Below are 25,900 nucleotides of genomic sequence, written 5' to 3' on the forward strand. Positions count from 1 at the left end.
CTACCCACCGGGGTTTTTCATTAACGGCGGCTGGTTGAAAGCAATTGCCTGTGCTACTCTAACAAGAGAGAGTAAATTCGGTTGCGGCGTTTGTTTCTAGTCTTGATAGGTTTTTTCCTTTTGGTCAGTACAGGCTTCTCTCCGAAATCTAAATCTCTATACACCCCTGATTTTGGAGACGATCTATGTCAATTTATGTTGGCAACTTATCTTATGAGGTCACACAAGAAGACCTCAGCGAGGTTTTTGCAGAATATGGTTCTGTAAAGCGAATTCAGCTACCCACTGACCGCGAAACAGGTCGCTTGCGTGGTTTTGGTTTTGTAGAAATGGGTTCAGAGGCTGAAGAAGCGGCTGCCATCGATGCACTTGATGGTGCTGAATGGATGGGTCGTGACATGAAAGTTAACAAGGCAAAGCCCCGGGAAGACAGAGGTTCCACTAATGGTGGTCGGAGAAACAATAACTTCTCTCGCCGTTACTAAGCTCTTCGGCTAAACCGATAGAAGTTAGTCTTGCTTTGGTGACAAATGCAGGGTAGTTAACGAGTGATTTCAATCAGTCTTAGTGACTCGTATTAATCTAGAAAGGCTTAGGCATAAATGCTTAAGCCTTTTCTATTACGCCTTGGTTTCGGGCTTCTAAGATTTGTCCGTGAATGAACTCCACAGCGGCAAAATCTAGACCAAAACAGGGATTGGCAGCAATCAGTAGGTTGATGCGATCGCCAGAAAGTTCCCGCGCTAGTACCGTGTGCTGTACGTTGCCCCCAGAAAGATTGCCAACTGGCGTGTCTGGTGAAGGGGTTTTCACAGAAAACTCATGAATTAACCCTTCTGCCATCTGTCGAATTGCCTGAAGGATAAGTAAAAAGCCTGATTTGACTTGAGGTGGACGATCAAAGGTTCGCAGCGCCATGTTTTCTGCCACACTCATATGAGAGACACAAGCATTACGCAGGGGTTCTTCCGGCAAGGCAAAAACCTTATGTTTATACATCTGAGTTCGGGTTGCTCTATAAACTTCTAAATTTTTCACTAAGCCATGACCCGAAAATTGCCCCTTGCGCAAAACCGTTACTTCATCACAAAATGCCATGACTTATCTAAATTTGTGTCCGTAATATCAAAACCTTGGGGGGGTGATGTGGTGCTATAATTTGGTCAAACCATAAATTGCCAAGTAAAAATAAAACTATGGCTAGTATTATTGTTCAAGTTGATGAAGAGATTAAATCAGCATTTGAACAGGCTAACCCTGAAATTCAGAAACAGTTAAGTAATATTATTCAGTTATTTTTACGAGAAAAGTTATACGACAAGCGTTTAACTGAGGTGATGGCATAAATTTCAGACAAAGCACAACAACGAGGCTTAACACCAGAGATTTTACAAGATATTTTAGCGGATGACAATGACGAATAGATTTGTCATCGATCCAATTCGTCAAGATTACAGAAACAATCCCTGTTTGTCGAGATGAAAAAGACAATAAATTTTTAGAATTGGCTGTTAGTGGTAATGCTAATATCATAATTACGGGCGATTTGGATTTATTGGTGTTAAATCCTTTTCAATCCATAGAAATTCTGACTCCAGATAGGTTGGTTGATAAATTTGCTGAATAAATGGGTTTCAGAAACCGGGTTTCTACTACAATCTTGGTACTGAGTGCTTTTACCCTAACCCGTGTTCTAAAACAGCCCATGGATTGTATTCACTTAACAGGAATTCGCTGCTACGGCTATACCGGCTACTTACCCGAAGAACAGGTACTGGGACAATGGTTTGAAATTGACTTAACCCTATGGCTAGATTTAGCACCCGCCGGACAAAGCGATGACATTACCGATACTCTGGATTACCGTCAAGCCATTGAAACTGTTAAGCAACTTGTGAAAACCTCAAAATTTGCCCTCGTGGAAAAATTAGCGACAGCGATCGCTAATTCTATCCTCCAATTTGAGCAAGTGCAGCAAGTTCAGGTGCAGTTAAGCAAACCCGCCGCCCCTATTCCCGACTTTGGGGGCACCATTACGATCAATATCACCAGAAGTCGCTCTACCCCGTCTTAGCGCTGTTTCTCCCCAAACTGTAAAAGAGATTGACGCTCTAACTGCAAGGCTACCTCTACCCGTTGATACTCCTCTACCACCTGGGAAACAATCACAACGGCATCCCCCATACTACTCGCCTTTCCCATTGCCTCCAATTCCCAACTCAGTTGCGCCAGGGTATGCGCTTGCAGTAACGCACTACTCGATTTCAAACTATGAGCAGTTCGTTGTAGTAATCGAGCATCATCTTGCTCAATGGCTGTCTGAAGCGATCGCAAAAGCTCTGGCGTTTCTGCCAAATAACTATCAATAATTTCAATAACAAACTCATCACTCCCATCACCCACCCGATCCTTCAACTCTTGCAAGTCTATAGAATGATGTACCGTATTGAGAGCCCCTTCGCCCTTGGAAACCAAAGGGGATTTGCACTGACTCAATGCGCTCTTGAGTACCTCAATGCGAATTGGCTTACTGATATAATCATCCATACCTGCTTCTAGACACTCTTCGCGATCGCCCTGCATGGCATTGGCAGTCATGGCAATAATCCGGGGACGCTCAGAGGCACACCATTGGGTACAAACCTGACGAGTCGCCGTTAATCCGTCCATTTCTGGCATTTGCACATCCATCAACACCACATCATAGGATTGACGATGCAAGGCTGCCAATACCTCTAACCCATTCGCCGCAATATCAACCCGATACCCCAACCGTTTCAGTAGATTAACCGCCACTTTCTGATTTACCACATTGTCCTCCGCCAGCAGAATCTTGAGGGGGAGCTGTTCGGCAAACCCTGAATCAGATACCGATGAATTCTGGAAGACTGTATCTGGGATAACCTCCTTGTCAAAAATCGCCATCAAGGTATTGTAAAGCTGAGATTGTTTAATGGGTTTGCTCAAATAAGCCGTAACCTTAGCCGTGGCGTTGGGCTGGCTCAATTCTCCCTGCCCGATAGCCGTTAGCATAACTAACGGTAAGTTTTGTCCCTTCGGTTGCCTGCGAATTTGCTCTGCCAATGTCAAGCCATTTATCCCAGACATCTCCCGATCCAAAATTGCCAAGTCAAAGGGCTGCCCCTGCTGGAGCCATGCCAGAGCTTCAGCGCCAGACTTCGCCGCTCGCACCCGCATCCCCAATGACTGCGCTTGTAGCGTTAAAACTCGCTGATGCGTGAGATTATCATCGACAATCAACAGGTGTTTATGGGCGAGTAACGGGTGAGACACAGGACTATCGACTAAGGAGGAGTGAGGCATCGCCGTGAAAAGTGCCGTGAAATAGAACGTGGAGCCAATTCCTACCTGACTCTCAACCCACATCCTACCCCCCATCATCTGAGTCAATCGCTGACTAATCACCAAGCCCAACCCTGTCCCCCCATACTGGCGAGTCGTAGATGCATCCACCTGGGTGAAGGGTTTAAACAGGCTATCCATCCGGTTGGGTGGAATTCCAATTCCCGTATCTCTGACAGAAAATAGCAGACAGACTGGAGAATTGGGATTGTCTTTCCACTCCTGACGCTTAACCGACGCTCCCATCGGCGGATACTCATAGGGTTGTTGGTGCGTCTCTACAATCCTTTGGACGCTCACCGAAACCACGACTTCCCCAACCCCTGTAAACTTCACCGCATTACTCAGCAAATTCACCAAGATTTGGCGGACTCTTGTGATATCTCCCACAACGGTTTCGGGAGTTTGCGGGTTCATCAGATAAGCCAGCTCAATGCCCTTCTCGGATGCCTTAGGAGCCAGTAAGTCAAGAGATTCCTCAATACAGGTTCGGAGGCTGAAGGGGTGTTTCTCTAAATTCAACTTGCCAGACTCCATCTTGGAGAAGTCCAGGATGTCATTAATAATCGTGAGCAATGTATCACCACTATTGCGAATAATTTCTATAAACTCGCGCTGCTGGGATGTAAGCCTGGTATCGAGGAGCAAGCTCGTCATACCAATTACGGCATTCATTGGCGTGCGAATTTCATGGCTCATGGTTGCCAGAAATTCACTTTTGGTGCGGTTGGCTCGCTCGGCTTCTTCCGTAATTGCCAATAATGCCCCAGTGCGTTCCTCGACTCGTTCTTCCAGGGTGGCATTGGCACGTTGAATTTCCTGAAATTTTTGATTGAGAGCCACCGCCATCGATTGAAAGTTACTGGTTAGGGATTGGAACTCCCTCACCTGACTATGAGGAAAATCGACGGGTGCCATGCGATCGAGAATTTTCTGGGGTAAATTGGTTGTTACTTGTGCCAACTTGGAGAGAGGAGCCACTAATCGACGGCTGAGGAGGATGGCAATCAGGGATGCCAGCACAGCGATCGCCAGCAGAGTAGCTAAACTTTTGAGATAAAGAATTTCTAGGTCGTTAATATAAGGGGCTGTGGGAATCTGGATCAGTAATGTCCAGGAAAGGCGATTATCAATAGGGATTTCCAGCATATAAAACGAACGCTTCCAGCGCACCATAATTGGTGTCCCTGGTGCAACGGGCAACCACTGAAAAATTCCCGCATCAAGGGAGCGAATTTCTCCCCCCTGACGCGGATTAAAGGGTTCCATAACGGTGAGTTCGGGCTGGGTACTGGCAATAACCCGATTTTGACTGTCAAGGATTGTGGTTTTTACCCCTTGTTCCTTGAGACTCGATTGGTTTAAAAATTCAGCAATATAATTCAAATCAATAGAACCATAGGCAATCCCCCGAAAACTATTTTGTGCGATCGCTGGAATAATTAAACCAACGTGGGGAACAAGGGAGGCTTGATCGACGTGAACCTCTGTAATGAGGGGCTGCAAACTTGTTGCTGCTTGTTTTAGAAAGGATTTTTCAGGGATACTCAAGCCAATAGCTGACTCTCCTTGTTCATTGGTTAAGGGTTCAGATGCCACAAGGGTGCCGTTAGAATCCGTGATGTAAACTTTGGAAAAATCGGGAACAATTCGCTTCGTAAATTCTGTACTTTGTTGCAACCTTGATGATGAAGTAGGGGGCGATTGGGCGGCAACCTGAGCGAGTTCTTCAATCGCCTGAAAATGTTGCTGATACCAAAACTGTAGGTTAGCAACTAGAGAGGTTGATGTGGCTTGCAGTTCAGTCCGAATCTGAGATTCAATCGTTTGCAGTGCCTGCTGTCCATTGAAAATGGTTAGGGCTAATGTTGGAAAAAAAACAAACGCTACTAATAGATTAAATAAGGTTTGCTGAAGGGAAACAGGACGGTGCAATCGTCGGCTTCCTAACCGTCTGTTGATGGGAATATAACTGACAATTAGTGTGGATATTAAGGCATTAAAGATACCATTAACCGACTGTTTGAAAACAATTAACCAGGTAGCAATAGGGGGGACTTGTAAAATTACACCATAAAAAAAGCCAACTAGCGGTATACCAATGACTAGCCAATAAATCCCGTCAAGCAGTACCATGTTTTGAGAGTGACGACGCAATCGCCACCCCACAAACAAGGCTTCGCAGGTCAGGATAATAATAGTGTAAGGATGCCCCCAAAGGAGGTAAGTATAGCTGCTAGCAATGACAGCGCCTATAATCCCCCAGACGACTCCATAAAAGTACACCACTATCAAAATAGCAATGCTGCCAAACAGAAAATCCACCCCAAAAAAGAGGGGCAAATTGAAATAGTTACCCAAGTATCCTGCTATTATCAACAAGACGAGTGCAGCGTTAAATTTCCTGAATGGTTTTTTCAGGAAAGTTGTTAGTAACTGATTATTTAAATTCATGCGTCGGAAAAAATGCCAGTCTACCAGAACGTTATTGCCATTTGAACTGATGAGGCACCCGTATTTGTCTTAACCCTAACATTTACCTGCCTCAATCGGTGTCACTTACAGATACCACAGCAATACAATCAATTTCTACCAAAACGTTTTTGGGCAGGCGAGACACTTCCACACAGGCACGAGCTGGGGCAGAGGCTTCGTCAAAGTAGCGGGCATAAACCTGGTTCATGGCGGCGAAGTCATCCATGTTTGCCAGAAATACTGTGGTTTTGACGATCGCCTCAGTTGTCGCCCCTGCCGCTGCTAGCACGGCTTCGAGATTTGCCATAACCTGTTCGGTTTGCTTGACAATATCATCGGCACCCACAATCTCACCCGTATGAGGATCGAGGGGAATTTGACCGGCAACAAAAATCAGTTCACCCTGGGCAGCGATCGCTTGATTGTAAGGTCCCACGGGTGCAGGTGCGTTTTCTGTGCGGATAACTTTTCGGATCATGTCTTTTTTCCGTAAGGATGTTCGTGGTTATTGCAAATAGAGACGAAAAAATTATTGCTAGTAATTAGCAACAATTCTCGCTTTCCAGTAAAGTAGTGTCTGATTACCCCGTTGATCTACCGATTCTTATGGCTCGAAAGCTTCCTCAACGCTTTCTACTGCAAGTCTTAGGTTCCTGGATTTTTGGCTGATGTTCATCTCAAGTCAAGCTGAGAGAATGAATCCCCTGTCGGCGGCGGTAAATGACCATTGACTCATACATTAATTATCTTACAGGGAGTCAGTTTTTCCCTGCTGTTCACTAACCTTCAAACTCAAACAACAAAATTCAAGACGTGATGGAAAAACCAACTCGATCTGCCCTGACTGCCCCAAAAGCACTGACATTTAAACGCATCCGTCTGAGTGCCTGGACTGCCGCCGTTATGGTAATCGCTGTTTTGGTGTCAACGCCGGTACTGTTTGTCTTGAGCAATATCTTCGCAGACGCGGGTGAGATTTGGCGGCATCTGGCTGAGACGGTTTTGTGGCGCTACATTGCCAACTCCTTCTGGTTAATGCTGGGCGTCGGGTTTGGAGTAGCGGTAATTGGTGTGGGAACAGCATGGCTAGTAACGATGTGCCGTTTTCCCGGTTCTCGGCTATTTGAATGGGCGCTATTACTGCCCTTAGCGGCACCTGCCTACGTGCTGGCTTACACCTATACAGACTTCTTAGATTTTTCTGGCCCCGTCCAAACGACGCTGCGGAACCTGTTTGGCTGGAGCTATGGAGACTATTGGTTTCCTAATATTCGGTCATTGTGGGGCGCGATCGCTATGCTCACCCTGGTATTGTATCCCTACGTTTACCTACTCGTGCGCGTCGCCTTTCTCGAACAATCCGTCTGCACCCTAGAAGCCAGCCGCAGTCTTGGCTGTAGTCCGTGGCGCAGTTTTTTTGCCGTTGCATTGCCCTTAGCCCGCCCTGCAATAGCGGCAGGGATGGCACTAGCACTGATGGAAACCCTCAATGATTTCGGTACAGTCAAGTATTTTGGCGTTGATACCTTTACCACAGGCATCTATCGCACTTGGTTTGGTTTAGGGAATCGCGTCGCCGCCGCTCAACTGGCTGCTTTTTTATTGTTATTCATTCTTTGGTTAATCTTACTAGAGCGTTGGTCCCGTCGTCGTGCCCAATACTACCAAAGCACAAACCGCTATGGTTCACGTTTCAGCTATCCGTTAAAGGGAATGCGAGCGTTTGGGGCTGGGTTGGCTTGTTTGTTACCCCTGAGTTTTGGTTTTTTACTCCCCGCCGCCATCTTACTAGAGATGACCCTCAAAAATGCTACGACCATCATTGATAAAGAGTTTTGGGCTTATGCCCGTCACAGTTTTATCTTGGCAGTTATTACGGCAGGTTTGGGAGTAGCGATCGCCATTATTATGGCGTATGGGCTGCGGTTGCGCTCAAACCCACTCATGCGCTTTGCTACCCGTATTGCCTCAATGGGCTATGCTGTACCGGGTTCAGTGATCGCGGTTGGCATCCTCATCCCTATTGGCAGGCTCGATAATGCGATCGACGCTTGGATGCGTGCCACCTTTGGCATATCGACGGGTTTACTCTTGAGTGGCACAATTACAGCATTAGTTTTTGCTTATCTCGTCCGCTTTCTTGCTGTTTCCTTTAATACAGTAGAAGCGAGTCTGAGCAAAATTAAGCCCAGTCTAGATGATGCCGCTCGTTCTCTCGGTCATAATCCGACTAGTACCTTAGTTAAAGTGCATACCCCCATGATGTGGGGAGGGTTGCTGACGGCGGGAATGCTCCTGTTTGTCGATGTTATGAAGGAACTCTCAGCGACGCTGATTATTCGCCCCTTTAACTTTGATACCCTAGCAGTGCGAGTTTACAATTTAGCATCGGATGAACGGTTGGCAGAAGCCGCAGGTCCAGCGCTCGCTATTGTGGTTGTGGGGATTGTGCCGGTGATTCTTTTGAGTTTGAGGATTAGGGAACAGGGAGTGGGGAATGGGGAGTAGGGAGTGGGGAAAGAAGCCGACAGAGAGGGTGTCCTAACTTCTCACGAGAAATTTTTGATGGCAACCCCGTAGGGCAGGCAACATGAGCTGTCTCTGGAAGGGTCAGGTTTATTGATAAAAAAAGCCCCCTTATTGGGGTTGTGAATTAATTTTAGCGTTCTCTGTAGTGTTCGCTACAATTAAAACTGGAATTATTCCTTTAAAACGCTCCTATTCGATTTTAACGATGTCAACAATGCAATTCAATGTTCCGAGTATTGTCTGTGAAGGCTGTGCTAAGACCATTACCGAAGAGATTCTCACCCATGAGCCAGAAGCAAAGGTGGATGTTGACCTAAAAGGCAAGACAGTCAGCGTTGAAAGTCAGGCTTCTGAAGAATCTATCCGACAGATGATCGTTGCTGTGGGTCATACGGTGGCATAACAAATAGGAATCAGGATTGAGTAGTCGCCTCAATCCTATCCTTTCATACCAAACAGTCAGGGTTGCCAGTTTTATTCAAAAACAAGTTGCTGACAAAGCCAATCGGCATAGTGGCTTGTCACCCAAAATTTCAGTGTTCGCGGCTTTTCCCAGTCAATTGTTGAAGCTCAAGATATCTCACACACACCTTCCTGTGAGATTAGACGCAAACGGCTAGCGGTTTTTCTGAGGGACTAAGCCACCGACGCTTTCCCAAAATTGCAGGATTTTTTATTAAACTAATGAACAAGATTCTGTTACGAGTAGGAACAGCCCTGATTGTTTTGATGACAGCAGGTATAGCCAGTAGTGATGCTCAAACCCGTCTCGATCGCGGGAATGTCAATCGCCGTACTCTGTCCCTTGAAACTCTCACGGCACAAGCAAGTCCCTTAGACCAGTTGTGGCAACAAGCCAGCGAGAGGCGCGGACAGGGGCAGTATGAGGAGGCGATCGCGATTCTCGACCAAATTCTTCAACTTGAACCCAATTCTTTCTTAGCCTGGTACTGGCGGGGTAATAGCTTCAGTAGCTTGGGACAGTACGAAGAAGCAATTGCCTCCTACACAGAAGCAGTTCAAGTTAAACCCGATTATCTGGTAGCCTGGTTTGAGCAAGGCAATGCCTTTGAGCAACTGCAACAGTACGAGGAGGCAATCGCTGCTTGGCAGCAGGTGCTATCTCTGCAATCGACATCTGAGTACGAACAACAACTCATCCGCACAACGTTACCCGTGCGAATTGCTAGTGTGTTGCTGTATGATTTGCAACGGTATGAAGAAGCGATCGCCCTTTACAACCCAATCCTTTTAGTAGAGTCTGACACCGCCACCCATTGGATAGACCGAGGCACCGCCTTCTATCAACTTGAGCAGTATCAAAGTGCGATCGCAGATTATGACCGAGCCATTGAACTCGACGAAACAAATGCCCTGGCTTGGAAACGGCGGGGGTTTACTCTGTATCGTTTGGAACGCTACGACGAAGCAATAGTATCCTTTGAAACTGCCGAACAATTAGAGCCGGACGATCTCGAAGTTGCCGGATTACTTGAAATTCTCAAAACTGTTCAAGACTCTAGAGCTGAGTTACGCATCTTACAACAACGATTTGCCAACCTCAACCAATTACTGAGTGATGCTGAAGAACGACTGATGAACATTCGTGCTGAAACTCAGGCAGCCACAGAACAACTGCAAACGACACAAGAGGAATTACGTCAATCTCAACAGCGTTTAGCGGCAATTCAAAAAGAAATCGCCGCCGCCGAGAAACGCCTAGACACTCTGCAAGCTGAAGCCAGCCAATCTCAACAGCAGTTAACGGTTGCTCAGGAGGAACGGCAAATAGTAGAGACTCAACTCGAAACCTTGCAAGCCGAACGTCAACGTTTAGAACAAACAGTGGCAGAAGGACTGCGAGTGCCAGAACTCCCTTCCATGGGAGCAGGTGTAGAAGCCTTTCAAGAGGAATTACAAACCTTGCAACAAGTGGGGCAACGGGAGATCGGTTTAACCAATGACTTTGAAGAGTATCTGGGGTTTAGCAACATCCCCATTAAACCCCTTTCCGTCATCCTTTCTGACTTGCGGCAGATCCAACAATCTACAGGTGCAGAACCTGCCATCGTCTATTCGTTTTTTGGCTCAAACACGTCGGCTTCCGGTTCTAAATCGGCAAACAAGCAGGCGCAATCCCAGAACCCAGCAGAAACAGAGGATGACCCGCTAGAATTAGTGGTGATTACGGCTGACGGTAGAACCCTTCGGAAGGAAATAGAGGGCGCAACGCGAGAGCAAATTCGCGAGATGACCCAAGAATTCTTCCGCAATGTGACTAATGTCAGAAATCCGGAGGGGTATTTAGAACCCGCCCAAAAGCTCTACGAGTGGTTGGTTGCTCCCCTAGAGGAAACATTCCAAGGTCAAAAAATCGATAATCTTACCTTCTTGATGGATAAGAGTTTGCGTTCCGTGCCAATTGCCGCACTCCACGATGGCACTGGGTTTCTGGCAGAACGCTATAGCCTGGGGATTATGCCCAGTCTCGCCCTAACAGATACAACTCCTGGCAACTTGCGAAACGCGCAGGTGTTGGCAATGGGGGCAGACAACTTTCCTGATCAACGCCCTTTACCCGCCGTTCCGGTAGAGTTGGAAGCGATCGCTGCTCGGCTTTGGTCAGGGGAATCCTATCTTAATGAAAAGTTTACCCTAGAAAATCTCAAGCAAGCCCGCAATCGAGAGCCGTTCGGCTTAGTTCATCTTGCCACCCATGCAGAATTTCAACCCGGTAAAGTCAGTAATTCCTATATCGAGTTGTGGGGAGGGCAGAAGCTGCGACTCGATCAACTGCGTCAAATGGAGTTGGATAAACCCCCGGTGGAGTTGTTGGTATTGAGCGCTTGTCGTACAGCCCTAGGGAATGAAGAGGCGGAATTGGGTTTTGCAGGATTGGCAGTACAAGCCGGTGTGAAGTCGGCAATGGGCAGCTTGTGGTACGTCAGCGATGAAGGAACCCTAGCCCTGATGACAGCTTTTTATAAGAAATTGAAGGACGTTCCCATCAAAGCCGAGGCACTGCGTCAAGCACAAGTGGCGATGATCCGGGGTGACGTGCGCATTGAGGGAGGACAGTTAGTGGTTGAGGATGAGCGTTTCCCTTTACCCCCCAAGTTAGCCCAATTGAGCGATCGCACCTTTGCCCATCCTTACTACTGGAGTGCTTTTACGATCATTGGTAATCCTTGGTAAGCTGTTCTAATCAAGTCAAGACACCCGATTTTACTGATGATTTTCGCTTAAGCGATCGCACTTCTAGATAGACTAGCAAAGCATTAATATCGGCTGGGTTAACCCCACCAATACGAGAGGCTTGACCAATCGTTAAAGGTCTTACTTTCGATAGTTTTTCACGGGATTCTTTGGACAGGGTATCAATCGCATCGTAATCCAAATCGGGTGGGAGTTGTCGATGCGTTTGGCGAGAAACTTGGTCGATTTGGTTTTGCTGGCGCTGGAGATATCCAGCATATTTAATATCAATTTCTGCACCTTCCCGTTCAGCCTGATTAAGATTGGAATTACCCAATCCGTAGCGATTCAAATCGACGTAGTGGAATCCGGGACGGCGCAGCAAATCAGCTAGGGTAAGGGAACCTTTAATTTTCTGCTGGGTATCCGATGCGATCGCAATTCCCACTTCCTCATGTTCCTTCACCCGTACCGTCTGGAGTCGCTCTTTTTCCGCCGCAATATGGGCTTGTTTCTGAGTATAAAGTTCCCAGCGTCGGTCATCAATTAAGCCGATTTCCCGCCCTAAGGGAGTCAGACGCCGATCTGCATTATCTGATCGCAGCAGTAACCGATATTCCGAACGGCTAGTTAGCATCCGGTACGGTTCTCTCAAATCCTTGGTACACAGATCATCAACTAATGTACCGAGATAACTTTCCTCACGAGAGAACACAATCATCTCTTGATGCCGCACATAGCGTACTGCATTAATCCCTGCGACAATTCCTTGTGCTGCGGCTTCTTCATAACCCGTTGTCCCATTAATTTGTCCGGCGCAAAATAGCCCTTCTATTTTTTTTGTCATTAACGTGGGAAAACACTGGGTTGCGGGTAGATAATCATACTCCACCGCATAAGCTGGACGCAGCATGGTACACTTCTCTAGACCGGGTAGCGATCGCAACAGTTGCAATTGCAAATTTTCTGGCAACCCGGTAGAGAATCCCTGGATATACAGTTCAGGAATCTCCCGTCCTTCTGGTTCAATGAAGATTTGGTGGCTGTCCTTATCGGCAAAGCGGACAATCTTATCTTCAATACTAGGACAGTAACGCGGTCCCTTGGCATCCACCCAACCACCATACACGGGGGATAAGTGCAAATTTTCCCGAATCAGTCGGTGAGTCTCAGCCGTGGTGCGGGTAATATAGCAATTCATCTGTTCCCGTTCCACCCACACCTTCGGGTCAAAGCTGAACCAGCTTACCTCTTCATCCCCTGGCTGAGGTTCCATTTTACTATAATCGACAGACCGCTTATCCACCCGTGCCGGGGTTCCTGTCTTCAGCCGTCCCGTTTCAAACCCCAACCGATTCAGGGTTTCTGTCAAACCCACTGCCGCAAATTCCCCAGCACGTCCGGCTGACATGGACTTATTCCCTACCCAGATGCGTCCACCTAAGAAAGTGCCAGTGGTTAATACAACGGCGGGTGCTTGGAACGCCACACCAAAATAAGTCTCAACACCAATAACTTCATTGTTGGCACCCAGCACCAAGTCCGTAACCATGCCTTCACGGATTGTCAGATTTTCCTGATTCTCAACAATCCCCTTCATCACTGCTGCATATTCCCGCTTGTCGGTTTGCGCCCGCAATGCCCAAACCGCCGGACCCCGTGATTTGTTGAGTACCCGTTTCTGTAGATAGGTGCGATCCGCCATTTTGCCAATTTCGCCCCCTAAGGCATCTACCTCATGGGCAAGTTGGGACTTAGCGGGTGCGCCGACGGCTGGGTTGCAGGGTTGCCACGCGATTTTGTCGAGGTTGAGAGTAAGCAGGAGGGTACGACAGCCGAGGCGTGCTGATGCTAGTGCCGCTTCACACCCGGCGTGTCCGGCACCGACAACGATGACATCGAAGGCGTCTTGGAAGTCTACTGGGGAAGTTAGGGTCATGGTTTAGTAGGATACAGCAGGGACTGCATCTTCTATTTTATGCTGGGTTTCAGCAAAGCCATGTTTTGAGCTTGTTCTTCGTATTTTTGTTTTAGTCCCTACAAACTAAAAAATGGCTAAAATATCATGACCAACTATATACCGCCGATTTATTTTTACTCTCCCCAATACAATCAGTTTCGTGACAATATGCCAAAGACTACATGAACGCTGGTATACAGCATCCAGTTGGAGCAGGCAAGCATTTTTAAATCGCCGTAAGCTAGCTGTTGTCAGGAATAATGTGCAGCGTTTCCTTGTGACTTTAGTAACCATATTAATGTTAGTGTTTTTAGACACAAGCGGCAGGGGGTTCTGTGTTACCATGAACGTAGATTTGTTATTGCTAAAGCCTTATCAATTTTTAACTCTTGTATATATCTTGATGCAGATGTGCGAATATGCGATTCAGTCCAACAAGATATGCAATGGTTACCAGGAATAACTGCCAGAAGTTGTACTAGTATGATCAAACACATTAAACAGCGTATAAATAAAACTAACCCACCTAGACCCAGTTTAATTAGACAGTTTGAGTTTTACCAAAGGATGGCGAAAAAGTTGGGGTTGGATATAAAAACGGATCCCATCATATGGATTTATGAATTTTTATTCGTGGTGACAAGAGATTCAGGTAAAGAAATAGAGTTTCTGAAGTATTGGGGAAAACTAGCACTTTATGCTGAATTGCATGGGCATCACAAACATCCAGCTTATGCAATTGGATTGGCTGCAGCCAAAGCGGGGTTGCCAATCCGGCATGATGTGATGAACGGGATTGACTTTTTTGACGATAGAGTAGAGAAAGTGAGAATATCAAAAGGTCAGTCAGATTCTAATGCAAAACAGATGTACTTTGAAGCTCAGAAAGCACTTGAGAATCCTCAAGGTTCAATTTCAAAAAAAGCAATGAATAAAGTAGTCAAATATATGGAGTATGGCTATCATTCTACAAGATTAAAAGTTACTACACTTATAGAAGATTTTGATTTTTATTATCGCTCTTGATTAATGAACCAAATCTCTAGATTTCTGATTACAGTTGCTTTGGTTAGCTAAGTTAAGCACTGAATTTTATTAATGTCAAAGAAATGAGTTGCTTGGGTTTACGTCGCAGTGGTAATCATGCCATATCAAATAGGCTCTCCTAGACTGGTTATAGTAATATTAGTAGTTTAAATGAGCTTAAACCCTTAAATAGCGCCGGATTCAACCGAATGAAAATCACGTTTCTCGACGAATTGCCAAGGTCAAAGGGGAGATGTCAGCGGCAGCAGTGGAGTAACAGTGGCAAGGCTGAAAGAGTTGAGACAGTGGTGCATGAGCCAGTCATCGAGTAACAACGCCGTCACCCCCAGTCAAATCCGCAGTTGTATGGGTAAACTTTTTGACCTCTATGCTGAATTAGAACGACGAGCAAGACGGGAAAATACATCCATTAACGACGCTCAACTCCCCCGACTATGGATTCTGACTCCCACTGCCTCAATGCCCTTACTCAAAGGATTTGGAGCCTTCCCTGATCAAGAAAACTGGTTAAGTGGACTCTATTTCGAATCTCTCAAAACATCCATCGTCGTTATCCACCAACTTCCCCATACCCCAGAAACCCTGTGGTTAAGAATTCTCGGAAAAGGCAGAGTGCAACAGCAAGCCATTGAAGAATTAACCACATTACCTGCCGCTCACCCACTTCGAGAATCTGCGCTAGATTTATTGTATAACTTGCAAGCTAACCTACAAGCCAATCAAAACTTAGAAACAGAGGAGAGGGAGTTAATTATGGCATTAGCACCCCTTTATCGGCAGCAACTCGATGCCGCTCGGCAACAAGCCAGAGAACAGGGTCTGCAGCAAGGTCTGCAACAGGGTCTACAACAGGGTCTACAACAAGGACAAAGGCTGATTATCGAAAACCTCCTCCAGACTCGTTTGGGACAGCTAACTCCCACCCTCGCCGCTTTAATCACTCCCTTATCAGCATTACCCCCTCAGGAATTAACCCCATTTCTACTGCAATTCTCTCAACTAGAAAACACTGAACAAGCAGTCCAACAGGCACAGCATTTCATTGTCGAAAATTTGCTGAGAATTCACTTTGGACAATTGGACACTCAACTTACCGCAATTGTCACTTCTTTCTTAAAATTACCGACTCCAGAGTTAATCCAATTACTCTCACAACTTCCTCAGATATCCCGTGATGAACTCCTGACTCGATTTCCCGAACAAATAAATTAAACCTGCGATCGCAGGTTGTTCTCATTCTCATCAATTCCCCACTCGCGATCGCTCATCTGACGAACTCTGGCTAAGAATTCTCGGAAAGGGAGTTAATTATGTCATTAAAACCACTGTATCGGTAGCAACTCGATGCGGCTCGGCAACAAGCCAGGGAACAAGGTATTCAACATTGAAAAATGCTTACCCACTCTCCTAAAAACCTCAGTCAATGGCTACTACCCTCCCTTACCGCCTTTCTGTGCGTTGCCGCAGTAGGATGGCTGCAAATTCCCCAACTCAACCAACTAACAGACAGAGGCAAAACCCCATCCACAGTCGATATTGAGCGAGACGTTGAGGCAGAAAAAGCCCGCCTCGAACTGCTCCAAAAACTCCCAACCTTTGGTTTTAATAATCTGCTAGCCGATTGGGTCTTTTTAAACTTTCTGCAATACTTTGGTGACGACCAAGCTCGCACCGAGACGGGTTACGAACTTAGTCCGGAGTACTTTGAAATCATCCTAAAGCAAGACCCCAAATTCTTGCAGGCGTATATGTTCCTTTCCGGCAGTACGACCTTATACGCCGGAATGCCAGAACGCTCTATCGCTCTAATGGAAGAAGGACTAAAGCAGCTTTCCCCCGAAGTTCCCCCCAAATCTTATTACATCTGGCGTTATAAGGGCATTGACGAGTTATTGTTTTTAGGCGATGCCCAAGCAGCACAAGAATCCTTTGAAAACGCGGCAGAGTGGGCAAGTACCTATCCAGACGAAGAAAGTCAGCAGGTAGCTGCAATATCTCGGCAAACCGCTCAATTTCTCACCCGCAATCCCACCAGCAAGTCAGCTCAAGTCAGTGCTTGGTCAATGATTCTGCAAAATGCCGTTGACGATCGCACTCGCCAGACTGCCATTAATCAAATTGAATCCCTCGGTGGCAACGTTATCATTACACCAGAAGGAGGAGTGCGAATTCAATTGCCCCAGACAGATTGAGACGGTAAAATGCTTTACCTATGCCACTTCCGGGAGCGACACTTAGTTGCGCCGACTCCTCAAGGGTTGTGAGTACAATGAGGCAAGAGCGCCAAAGGTGATACTCGTTTTCTAAAACATGAGTTCTCCCCAACCCCCCCAACCGCCGAAAACGCTGCTCGGTCAGCTAACTCAGGCAGTTCAGACAATTCAAGCGAAAGTTAACTTTCAAGCACTAGCCCTCAAACCCAATGCAAAAGTGCCGGAGCTTTGGGTGCAAGATGCCGGTGCCAATAAAGCTGACGTTTATCCCTTACTCGGAGATCGCTATCTACTGGGACGAAGTTCTAAATCTTCTGATATTGTGGTGCGTAACCCAGTCGTCAGCCAGATTCACTTGTCCTTAGAGCGCTACGGGCGCTCTGGCAGAGCCTTCCTGATTAAAGACGAAAATTCCACCAACGGTATTTATCGAGGGAAGCGCCGACTCTCATCCCTAGTACTGCGCCACGGCGATATTCTCACCATTGGACCTCCAGAATTAGCAGCATCGGTGCGGCTTCAATACGTCGATCCACCGCCTTGGTACATTCTGGCACTTCGTTACAGTCTCTATGGCGTCGGTGGAGTGACCGCTTTCATCGCCTTATTGATTGGGATTGAATGGCTGAAAGTGCCAGTTTATCCCTTGCCAACCGGTGTCCAAGGACCTTTTGTGGTCAAGTCCCGTGACGGAACAGCATTGCGGCAACCCCGTACAGAAGTTCACCGAGAACTGAAGCAACTCTCAGATTTTTCTCCCTACCTCCCCAACGCCCTAATTGCCTCAGAAGACAGCCGCTACTACTGGCACTTTGGAGTAGATCCCTATGGGATTGCCCGAGCATTTGTCCGGAATATTCAAGGTGGAACGATTCGGGAAGGAGCGAGTACGATTACCCAACAGGTGGCTCGCAGTTTGTTTCCTGAGTATGTCGGTAGGGACAATAGTGCCGCTCGTAAACTAAGAGAAGCGGTTGTCGCCCTGAAATTAGAAACCCTTTACAGTAAGGATGAAATATTAAAAGCTTATTTGAATCGCATTTACCTGGGAGTTGAGGCGTTTGGGTTTGAAGATGCCGCCCAGTTTTATTTTGACAAACCCGCAAAGGATCTAACCCTCTCAGAAGCCGCGACACTGGCGGCAATTTTGCCTGCCCCCAATAGCTACAACCCCATTCAGGATTACGATACGGCTCTGCAACTGCGCAACCGTGTCATCTATCGGATGCGGGCATTGGGGATGATTAGCGACCAAGAAGCGGCGCGGGCAAGGCGATCGCGCATTGAAGTTAGTCCCCAAGCCCGTGAATTCCTCAACAGTACCAAAGCTCCTTATTTCTACAATTACGTTTTTGAAGAACTCCGGTATTTACTCGGCACTGAACTGGCTCAAGAAGGGAATTTTATCGTCGAAACGTCTCTCGATCTTCAGACGCAAGCCAAGGCAGAATCAGCCCTGCGTAACTTTGTCAACACAACTGGCTCTCAATTGAGATTCTCCCAAGGAGCGATCGCTACCCTCGACACCAGCAACGGTGCCATTCGCGCCATGGTGGGTGGTGTTGACTACCAACAAAGCCAGTTTAACCGCGCTACCCAAGCCCAGCGACAACCTGGTTCGACGTTCAAACTCTTTGACTACACCGCTGCCTTGCAACAAGGCATCTCACCCGGAAAAACCTACTCCTGCGCCCCCGCCTATGGGTTACGGGGGTGCGAACGGACAGGGGGTGCGGCGAATATGTACACAGGTTTAGCGCAGTCTGAAAACATCATTGCTGTTCGGGTGGCGCAAGATGCGGGTTTGAATAATGTTATTGAAGTGGCGCGACGGCTGGGCATCGACTCGAAACTCAGGGCAGTGCCGCGTTTAGCGATTGGGCAAAGTGAAGTTAATGTCTTGGAAATTACGGGTTCCTACGGAGCGATCGCTAATAATGGAGTCTGGAACCGTCCCCATGCTATTTCCAGGATTCTCGATAGCGGGGATTGTGCCGACAACAACGACCCCAACACCTGCCGGGTGATCTATACATTCGAGGAGGATGGGGAACAGAACATTCAAGCTGTCTCCCCTGCTGTTGCTAAAACCATGACGACTATGCTGCGGGGTGTTGTACAAGGTGGTACAGGTCGTGGGGCTGCAATTGGCTATGGAGAAGCGGGCAAAACGGGTACGACTGACCGGAATGTTGACCTCTGGTTTATTGGTTATATTCCAGCCCGTCAGGTTGTGACAGGTATCTGGTTGGGGAATGATGATAATTCTCCCACACGGGGAAGTAGCGGTCAGGCAGCGCAATTGTGGAGTCAGTATATGCGTGAGATTGTGCAGTAAGTTAGCCACCGCCCAAAAGTCCTTCACACCCTTCACCTGTTACCTTTATTTTATGAGGTACTGAGCACAAGTCTCTAGGGGGGTTTTTGACGATGGATGAGTTTATGGCAGCAGCGATCGCACAAGCCCAACAGGGACTTCGTGAAGGTGGGATTCCCATCGGTTCAGTACTGGTCAAAAACGGTAAAATTGTTGGTAGGGGATACAACAAGCGCGTCCAAGATAACGACCCCGTTACCCATGCTGAAATAGATTGCCTGCGCAATGCAGGCAGAATCGGTAACTATAAAGATACGACTCTTTATTCAACCTTGATGCCTTGCTACCTCTGTGCGGGTGCCGTTGTTCAATTTGGTATCAAAAAGGTCGTTGCTGGTGAGTCAAAAACATTTCCAGGTGCCAGAGAATTTATGGAATCCCAGGGTGTTGAAGTTCTCGATTTAGCTCTGGAGGAATGCAAAAAACTCATGAGTGACTTTATTCAAGCCAAACCCCAGCTCTGGAATGAGGATATCGGCAAATAAGGGTGTAGCCTTTAGCCTTCAAAAACGCATCAAAACTCCATCAACCAAAAGTATCTACCATTGCTGTGATTTCTATCACAAAAATCTAATGATAGAGCTAACAGCTATTTAGCTTCATTTATTTCAGTAGCCAATAAATAAAAGGGTTGAAGTTCATCTACTTTTTGTCTCTATAAAAACTGGATTTGAGTCAACCCGGATGACACCGATATTCAACCATCCGATTACGTCGTTACAGTGAAAATTCATAATAACTTCACTCATTTTTGGTGTCTCTTTACCCGTCCTTAATTGAACATCAATTAATGTGAAAATAGCAAAAGGTAAGTAAAGTCACCCCCCTGCAATGTCTCCTACCAGCTCACTCAATGGGCATCGGTAATTTGCAAACGGGTGACATTCGGCTAACAAGTCTTGAGTTTCGCGACTGATACTGGAAATTCTCACTAGGAACTATCAATTATGACTGGCTCCCCCTTAAAAAAATTTCTCCTTGCACCGGTAATACTTTCAACAGCAGTCTTCTCTGCACTCACCATACCGCTCGCTGTCCTTGGGGACAAGCCAGTGACCATCCAATTCCAAGAGGAGCCGGTATTTCACGGTCAACTCAGAGAGGTTGCTACTCCTTACCTAGGTTTGGCAACGGTATTGAGTCTGGGTACTGGCATCGCTGCAATCGCCGTAACTGGATGGCAGCAATCTTCCCGCAAGTCGGCTGAGGCAGAGGAGCAACTCTCAGATCTTGAGCGCCATCTCAAGGAAAAAGAAGCGCTCTTAGAATCACTCAAACTTTCAGAACCCCGATTGGAAGCCTCTGGACTCAATACGTTCTTAAATGAAGAAGTCCAGCAAGAATCTGCCCAGTTTTTTGAGGAAGAATTTAGAACCCTAATCGAAGAAGTTAAACAGGAACCCGCACCACAACCTCTAGCCGTTAAGCTAATCGAGGCACCCGCCGTTCAACCTCTCATCGTTACCACTCAACCCTTTCAGGCACAACCTGTTTCCCAACAGTCGGCAACCGTGCAAGCAGCAACAGCAAAGTTTGCCTCAGCCCAAGGCTTCCTGGGTTACGAGCGGGCGAAAGGTGCCATTCAACCCTCTGTAGAGGTGGCATCACCCAACTCCCTAGAAGTGGAACAACTTCACGATCAGCTCGCAAAAATCATGACACAGATGGCTTCTTTGCAAGTCGCACTGCAAGGCACTCAGCCAACAGAACACTCGTCTGAAGCACAGCCTCCAGGCTCGACACCGCTACAAGTCGTTAAATCTTGGTCCGTTAATCAGGCAGCTTCTTGAAGTTGCCCTTTTTTTGGGTGCATCTTACTCTGGGGGGAGTAGGGAGTAGGGAGTAGGGAGTAGGGAATAGCTTACCTATTCAAGTTCAAGTTACGATAAAGGTTTGTGCCGCCATCCCCCTATCGCTGTTTCAGAGAATTTATGCTCGGGTTCATCCGCTCAGATATTACCCAATTTACGGCTTATACACCCCATCCGAGTGGGGATTCAGGGCAACCCGTCACATCTGCCATTGCCATTGATAGGCTGGATACCAATGAAAGCCCTTTCGATCTGCCTGTTGAGTTAAAAGAAAAGCTGGCTTGGACGTATCAACAGAATATTGAAGCCAACCGCTATCCTGATGGTAGCCATCAATCCCTCAAAGATGCGATCGCTCAATACGTTAACGAATCAGCTACCCTAGAAAAACTGATAACTCCTGCTCATATCTCAGTGGGTAATGGTTCAGATGAACTGATTCGCTCTGTGTTAATTTCTAGCTGTTTGCAGGGAGAAGGCTCTATCCTAGTCGCTAATCCCACCTTCTCTATGTACGGGATTTTGGCGCAGACACTGGGTATTCCCGTGATTACAGTGGGGCGCTCACCAGAAAACTTTGAAATTAATTTAACAGAAGCTAGAGATGCGATCGCCCAAACCCAGCACCCTCCTGTGCGCGTGGTTTTTGTCGTTCATCCCAATTCCCCGACTGCCAACCCATTAACGGCTGCTGAACTGGAATGGATTCGCAGCTTACCAGAGCATATCTTAGTCGTAATTGATGAGGCGTATTTTGAATTCAGCCAAACCTCGGTAGTTGGCGAATTGCAGCAACGTCCCAATTGGGCAGTGTTGAGAACCTTTTCTAAAGCGTTTCGACTAGCAGCCTACCGTCTCGGTTATTGTATCGCTCACCCCGAACTCATTGCGGCACTGGAAAAAATCCGCCTGCCTTACAACCTCCCCAGCTTGTCTCAATCGGCTGCGTTAATTGCCCTCACTCACCGACAAACTTTGCTGGCATCAATTCCCCAAACGATTGCCGAGCGGGATAAATTGTGGGTTGCCTTATCGGAACTTGCTACCTTGCAAGTTTGGTCAAGTGCCGCTAACTTTATCTACCTGCGTCCTCGAATTTCTGTTGATTTAGCTGAGTTCGTTCGACAAATGAAAGCCCACGGCACCTTAGTGCGGCATACGGGTGGCGGTTTAAGGATTACTGTAGGCAGTATTGAGGAGAATACTCGCACTCTCCAACGACTCAAAGCGGTTCTTGCTAACTATGAGAAGTAATGTATTTTCCTAGGGCAGGCAGACGCCTACCCCAAGCAGCAATTTTAATGAACTGCTGTCTGTTCTGACTCTTTTTCCAGCATTCGTACCAACTGCTCATCGCCTTTGGCTTGTGCAACTTGCAGCCGACGTTCTAAAGACTGGCGGATATTTCTCAAATGCATCACTGCCGTCTCATCCAGATTTTTTCCGCGCCAATTGCTGATGACTAATACTGGGTTAGCTGCCCCTGGATCAACAGGTTGAGGAGCTGGAATAGGTTCTGCGATCGCTGGTTTATCTGTGCGGTAAGCGACGCCACGCCATTTCAGCTCGTGTACCGGTGGAGGTGCGGGAATATGTCGGACATAGTGATACCGCCAACCTTGACCCCTATAAGTACCGCCTATGTCGCCTTCATTGACATCTAATGTTGATGGTGTCCGTTCGTAGCTAACACCCCGGTAAGACAGTTTCATATACATCGCCTCCTATGAGAATTTTTGAACGTGTTTTTTATCAACTAATACTGAAGCACTGAGATATCTCGTAGGCTAACTACGTTTGTAGGTAGCACCGCGATAGGTGAGTTCGAGGGGCGCGGGGTGTCTCCGAATCAATCTAGCTTTATGAACTCTCCAGCTATGACCTCGGTACGTGCCGCCGATTCCGCCTTCAGTGATATCTAGTGTTACTGGTGTTTCTTCGTAACTAATACCTCGATAAGAGAGTTTCATTGGGTTACACCTCCGATTTTGATTCCCAGTACTCGAATAAGTTGACTTAGGGAGTGATACAGGTATTTTTCCCTACTTTCTCGGCTCAGGCTATCTGACTCAGGTAATTTGCTCCTGTATCAGATAAAATTCCAGAAATATTTCTGTATTTATTTTTACATTTTTTTGACAAATATGTCAATTATCAAGAAACCGTCACAAAAAAACTCGGATTATTCAACCTTGACTAAGTGCTTATACTTAGTCAAGGAAGCGGTAACAGGAATTTGAGCCGAAGTATCCCTCTTCTGTCACTTTCCGAAATTCTGACGAATTTCCGTCATTACAGCCAACTACACCTAACGCAAGAATCAGGGTTTGACCCCCATTTTTCGCAGTCTGACAGAAGAGGGGTATAGCAACTGCCAAGACGGTTGGGACATATATGAATTTAGTAGAGACGTTCCGGCGGAACGTCTCTACCAGAGTTTGTTCTAAGATATGTGTCTACTGCTAGATTGTCTCAAAACAGAACTTAGACCCATTAAAATACCGCCAGTTGTGATAAAACTGGCGGTGCAAGCTTTTTAACAAGCTTTGATAAATTGTCTGTTCAGCTCATTTGCTGATGGAGCCTACAGAGAAGAACCGAGTCCTGCGTAGGCACCGTAGAAGAAAAGACCAAGAACCACGAGTATGCCCGTTCCAGCGACGGTTGCTACAATCCACAAGGGAATTTTTCCAGTTCCAGACACCGCTTGTACCTCCTTAATTTAACCCAACACTAATTTAACCCAGTTAATTGAAGAAATAACTGGAAAACAGAATACCAAGAACAAAAACAAGCAAAAGACCTAGGTAGAGAGAGGTCCGGTTTAGCTCAACCGGTTGATTATTCGGATTGGGAAGCCGCTCTGGCATAATTGTTTCTCCTATCGTTGAATAAATTGCATTGCTGCGATCGCGCCTAAGAAGAAGACGGTCGGCACGGCTAGGGTATGAACTGCCAACCATCTAACCGTAAAAATTGGATAAGAAACAGGTTGGTTGGGAGTATTGCTCGTCATGATTTTTAACCTCGTATCTGCAAAACTTACTTGATATATTGATCCACTTGCTGTTTCGCGTTCTGGCGATCGGTTATGATCGGCACTTCCTGCCGCTCTTGGGTGAAATATTCGTTCGGACGGGGTGTGCCAAAGGCATCGTATGCCAGACCCGTCTGAACAAACAGCCATCCTGCAATAAACAGAGCTGGAATAGTGATGCTGTGAATTACCCAGTAACGAATGCTGGTAATAATATCTCCAAAGGGACGCTCTCCAGTAGTACCTGACATTAATGATTTCTCCTTCCAATCAACGTTGACAATTCATTGAACACTCATATTTTAAAGCATTTAGCCTTCTTCACAATGAAGGTTAGCTCTCAAAATACACTTCCTATTGGTAAAATCGATTTTACCAATTTCAAGCGGCTTGGGGGGTTGGATCGTATCTGAGCAAAACGCCCTTTTGACCAATGACAAATCCCGCTTCTGGCGTGACGAAGACAATTTTGTAAAGATTGGACGGCACATCTTCAATCTCGCGGTCTTTCAGCCACGTTTTACCACCGTCCACACTACAAAGCAAATTTCCGCTACCCCCTGCTAACCAAATTTCCTCAGGAGTTCGGTAAGCTAAATCCAGCAATCCCCAACTTGTGGAAAATTCTGGATAAATCGGCTCTTCCCAAGCTTCTAGGTCTTCAGTGCCACTAAACTGGAGTAGACCGCCACGTCCCAACACCCAAAGACGCCCATCATCAGTAAATCCCATACTCTGAAGGCGCTTAGAACTGTTGCGGTTGTGCTGTTCCCAAGATGTCTGACCGGGTTCCCAGGTTGAGTAGAAGTTCCCTCTAGCGGAAACGGCAACGTATTTACCCTCTTGAGAGCGGGAAATATTGCGAACGACACCTACGGCTTCTTCAACCATGGCTTTCCAACTTTTACCACTATCAGCAGTCCTATAAATTGCCCCGATACTGGTCGTCATCTCTGCTGATTGGGGTGCGAGAGCCAAAATTGTATTAGGCGTACCGGGTAACTTTGCGCTTAAAGGAATGCGAGACCATGTTGCACCGCCGTCGGTAGTGTGCAGCAGAATGGAGGGTTCGCCCACAATCCAACCTTCCTCGTCTGCAAAGCTAACAGAGGTGAAGCGAAAGTTCCTTTCCTCTCCTAGCTCTAGGACTCTCTCTTGCCAAGTCTTGCCGCCATCGGTTGTTTCGAGAAGGGTGGCATTACTACCAACAAGCCATCCGTGATTGGAGTCGCTGGTAAAACCCACATCCTGTAGGTTCGCCTCTATGGGCAAGGGAACGACCTGCCATGGGTTGTAGCCCAGAGATGGAGCATATTGACAGCCAAAACACAAGCAGCCGATCGCTAATATTATTACTATTTGTTTCAGTTTTTTCATCAAATAGCTCATCGTAACGTTTCTCTTCTTCCACGTAGCAGGGTTTTTTCAGTATGACTGATAACGCGCTCTCTCTTAGCGCAACCCGTAAAGACTGATAAAGAATAGGAAACCCAAGACTAAGGAACCAAAAATTAAGAGGTTCTTCTGAGCTGGGGTCAAACGGTTAACCCCAAGCCCATAGCCTAAGTTTTCCTGAAACCCAGATGGGGCACCACTGGCACCGATATCCTGAAACTGAGGTTTCTTGGCACCGCAAACCGGACAGCGCCAGTCTGCTGACAACTCCTCAAAAGGGGTTCCGGAAGGAACATTCCGATTGCTATCGCCCTTGGTTGGCTCGTAAACGTAGCCGCAAGACCGACATTCGTAACGACTTGGCGCTTGTTCCGCCAAGGTTTGCTCGTTGGCTCGATCGCTCATCGCTTGCAAAATGAAGTTTAGGAAGCAAATCTTAAAATGTATGTTAAAAAAATTATCACACAAATGCACCACTTGGGCATTAAGGTCGGCAAA

General features: G+C 46.9%; 25 protein-coding genes and 1 pseudogene. 14 read left to right on the forward strand and 12 right to left on the reverse strand.

Features of this window, described 5'->3' with window-relative positions:
* Window positions 1–185 precede the first annotated feature (185 nt).
* Window positions 186–485 (forward strand): RNA recognition motif domain-containing protein, encoded by a 300-nt coding sequence (locus IQ257_RS04200; RefSeq protein WP_193872449.1) that lies wholly within the window; start codon window positions 186–188, stop codon window positions 483–485.
* Between the two features lie 136 nt (window positions 486–621).
* On the opposite strand, the pseudogene IQ257_RS04205 reads toward IQ257_RS04200, so the two are convergent.
* Window positions 622–1,032, reverse strand: a pseudogene (locus IQ257_RS04205) (ABC transporter ATP-binding protein); the annotation flags it as partial.
* A gap of 164 nt (window positions 1,033–1,196) precedes the next feature.
* Between IQ257_RS04205 and IQ257_RS04210 the strand changes: the two are divergent.
* From IQ257_RS04210 to folB, 3 genes are all read left to right on the forward strand, one after another.
* The gene (locus tag IQ257_RS04210; RefSeq protein WP_193872450.1) at window positions 1,197–1,346 is read left to right on the forward strand and encodes a hypothetical protein; all 150 of its coding nucleotides are present in this window, start codon (window positions 1,197–1,199) and stop codon (window positions 1,344–1,346) included.
* An 80-nt stretch (window positions 1,347–1,426) separates the two neighbouring features.
* Complete coding sequence (locus tag IQ257_RS04215) at window positions 1,427–1,627, forward strand: putative toxin-antitoxin system toxin component, PIN family (protein WP_228060419.1); 201 nt, start codon at window positions 1,427–1,429, stop codon at window positions 1,625–1,627.
* Window positions 1,628–1,705: 78 nt separating this feature from the next.
* Window positions 1,706–2,074 (forward strand): dihydroneopterin aldolase, encoded by a 369-nt coding sequence (gene folB, locus IQ257_RS04220; RefSeq protein ID WP_193872487.1) that lies wholly within the window; start codon window positions 1,706–1,708, stop codon window positions 2,072–2,074.
* Here the strand turns inward: folB and IQ257_RS04225 are convergent.
* A complete protein-coding gene (locus tag IQ257_RS04225) occupies window positions 2,071–5,706 on the reverse strand; it encodes a hybrid sensor histidine kinase/response regulator (RefSeq protein ID WP_228060420.1) in 3,636 nt (1,211 codons plus the stop codon). The two genes, folB and IQ257_RS04225, sit on opposite strands and share 4 nt — an antisense overlap.
* A 202-nt stretch (window positions 5,707–5,908) precedes the next feature.
* A complete protein-coding gene (locus IQ257_RS04230) occupies window positions 5,909–6,316 on the reverse strand; it encodes a RidA family protein (RefSeq protein ID WP_228060421.1) in 408 nt (135 codons plus the stop codon).
* A gap of 338 nt (window positions 6,317–6,654) precedes the next feature.
* Between IQ257_RS04230 and IQ257_RS04235 the strand changes: the two genes are divergently transcribed.
* The 3 genes from IQ257_RS04235 to IQ257_RS04245 all read left to right on the forward strand — a co-directional run bounded on the left by IQ257_RS04235 (window position 6,655) and on the right by IQ257_RS04245 (window position 11,562).
* On the forward strand, window positions 6,655–8,346 hold the full coding sequence (locus IQ257_RS04235; protein ID WP_193872452.1) for an ABC transporter permease: 1,692 nt from the start codon (window positions 6,655–6,657) through the stop codon (window positions 8,344–8,346).
* A gap of 235 nt (window positions 8,347–8,581) precedes the next feature.
* Window positions 8,582–8,770: a heavy-metal-associated domain-containing protein gene (locus IQ257_RS04240; protein ID WP_193872489.1), complete on the forward strand. Its 189-nt coding sequence runs from the start codon at window positions 8,582–8,584 to the stop codon at window positions 8,768–8,770.
* Window positions 8,771–9,051: 281 nt separating this feature from the next.
* Window positions 9,052–11,562, forward strand: a complete 2,511-nt coding sequence (locus IQ257_RS04245) for a CHAT domain-containing protein (protein WP_193872453.1) — start codon at window positions 9,052–9,054, stop codon at window positions 11,560–11,562.
* Between the two features lie 10 nt (window positions 11,563–11,572).
* Here the strand turns inward: IQ257_RS04245 and mnmG are convergent, their stop codons facing one another.
* Window positions 11,573–13,501, reverse strand: a complete 1,929-nt coding sequence (gene mnmG / locus IQ257_RS04250; RefSeq protein WP_193872454.1) for a tRNA uridine-5-carboxymethylaminomethyl(34) synthesis enzyme MnmG — start codon at window positions 13,499–13,501, stop codon at window positions 11,573–11,575.
* 588 nt (window positions 13,502–14,089) lie between these two features.
* Here mnmG and IQ257_RS04255 point away from each other — a divergent pair.
* The 7 genes from IQ257_RS04255 (at window position 14,090) to IQ257_RS04285 (ending at window position 22,224) form a co-directional block, all read left to right on the forward strand.
* Window positions 14,090–14,548, forward strand: a complete 459-nt coding sequence (locus tag IQ257_RS04255) for a hypothetical protein (RefSeq protein ID WP_193932936.1) — start codon at window positions 14,090–14,092, stop codon at window positions 14,546–14,548.
* 279 nt (window positions 14,549–14,827) lie between these two features.
* Window positions 14,828–15,781, forward strand: coding sequence for a flagellar assembly protein H (locus tag IQ257_RS04260; RefSeq protein WP_322744177.1), 954 nt, complete (start codon window positions 14,828–14,830; stop codon window positions 15,779–15,781).
* A 179-nt stretch (window positions 15,782–15,960) separates the two neighbouring features.
* The gene (locus tag IQ257_RS04265; RefSeq protein ID WP_193872456.1) at window positions 15,961–16,761 is read left to right on the forward strand and encodes a hypothetical protein; all 801 of its coding nucleotides are present in this window, start codon (window positions 15,961–15,963) and stop codon (window positions 16,759–16,761) included.
* 118 nt (window positions 16,762–16,879) lie between these two features.
* The gene (locus IQ257_RS04270) at window positions 16,880–19,120 is read left to right on the forward strand and encodes a PBP1A family penicillin-binding protein (protein WP_193872457.1); all 2,241 of its coding nucleotides are present in this window, start codon (window positions 16,880–16,882) and stop codon (window positions 19,118–19,120) included.
* 92 nt (window positions 19,121–19,212) lie between these two features.
* Complete coding sequence (locus tag IQ257_RS04275; RefSeq protein WP_193872458.1) at window positions 19,213–19,644, forward strand: nucleoside deaminase; 432 nt, start codon at window positions 19,213–19,215, stop codon at window positions 19,642–19,644.
* 567 nt (window positions 19,645–20,211) lie between these two features.
* Entirely contained in the window at window positions 20,212–20,949 is a 738-nt protein-coding gene (locus IQ257_RS04280) for a hypothetical protein (RefSeq protein ID WP_193872459.1), read from the forward strand.
* Between the two features lie 141 nt (window positions 20,950–21,090).
* Window positions 21,091–22,224, forward strand: a complete 1,134-nt coding sequence (locus IQ257_RS04285) for a histidinol-phosphate transaminase (protein WP_193872460.1) — start codon at window positions 21,091–21,093, stop codon at window positions 22,222–22,224.
* A 44-nt stretch (window positions 22,225–22,268) separates the two neighbouring features.
* Here the strand turns inward: IQ257_RS04285 and IQ257_RS04290 are convergent, their stop codons facing one another.
* The 8 genes from IQ257_RS04290 to IQ257_RS04325 form a co-directional block, all read right to left on the reverse strand.
* On the reverse strand, window positions 22,269–22,682 hold the full coding sequence (locus IQ257_RS04290) for a DUF4278 domain-containing protein (RefSeq protein ID WP_193872461.1): 414 nt from the start codon (window positions 22,680–22,682) through the stop codon (window positions 22,269–22,271).
* A 75-nt stretch (window positions 22,683–22,757) separates the two neighbouring features.
* The gene (locus IQ257_RS04295; protein ID WP_193872462.1) at window positions 22,758–22,940 is read right to left on the reverse strand and encodes a DUF4278 domain-containing protein; all 183 of its coding nucleotides are present in this window, start codon (window positions 22,938–22,940) and stop codon (window positions 22,758–22,760) included.
* 614 nt (window positions 22,941–23,554) lie between these two features.
* Window positions 23,555–23,674, reverse strand: coding sequence for a photosystem II reaction center protein J (locus IQ257_RS04300; RefSeq protein WP_193872463.1), 120 nt, complete (start codon window positions 23,672–23,674; stop codon window positions 23,555–23,557).
* Window positions 23,675–23,717: 43 nt separating this feature from the next.
* The gene (locus IQ257_RS04305; RefSeq protein ID WP_193872464.1) at window positions 23,718–23,840 is read right to left on the reverse strand and encodes a photosystem II reaction center protein L; all 123 of its coding nucleotides are present in this window, start codon (window positions 23,838–23,840) and stop codon (window positions 23,718–23,720) included.
* 11 nt (window positions 23,841–23,851) lie between these two features.
* Complete coding sequence (psbF, locus tag IQ257_RS04310; RefSeq protein WP_009556732.1) at window positions 23,852–23,986, reverse strand: cytochrome b559 subunit beta; 135 nt, start codon at window positions 23,984–23,986, stop codon at window positions 23,852–23,854.
* A gap of 26 nt (window positions 23,987–24,012) precedes the next feature.
* Window positions 24,013–24,258 (reverse strand): cytochrome b559 subunit alpha, encoded by a 246-nt coding sequence (psbE, locus tag IQ257_RS04315; RefSeq protein ID WP_193872465.1) that lies wholly within the window; start codon window positions 24,256–24,258, stop codon window positions 24,013–24,015.
* Between the two features lie 130 nt (window positions 24,259–24,388).
* Entirely contained in the window at window positions 24,389–25,396 is a 1,008-nt protein-coding gene (locus tag IQ257_RS04320; RefSeq protein ID WP_193872466.1) for a photosynthesis system II assembly factor Ycf48, read from the reverse strand.
* Between the two features lie 63 nt (window positions 25,397–25,459).
* Window positions 25,460–25,807, reverse strand: coding sequence for a rubredoxin (locus tag IQ257_RS04325; protein ID WP_193872467.1), 348 nt, complete (start codon window positions 25,805–25,807; stop codon window positions 25,460–25,462).
* Window positions 25,808–25,900: the final 93 nt, after the last annotated feature.

The organism is Coleofasciculus sp. LEGE 07092 (assembly GCF_015207375.1).
Classification (GTDB): Bacteria; Cyanobacteriota; Cyanobacteriia; order Cyanobacteriales; family Coleofasciculaceae; genus LEGE-07092.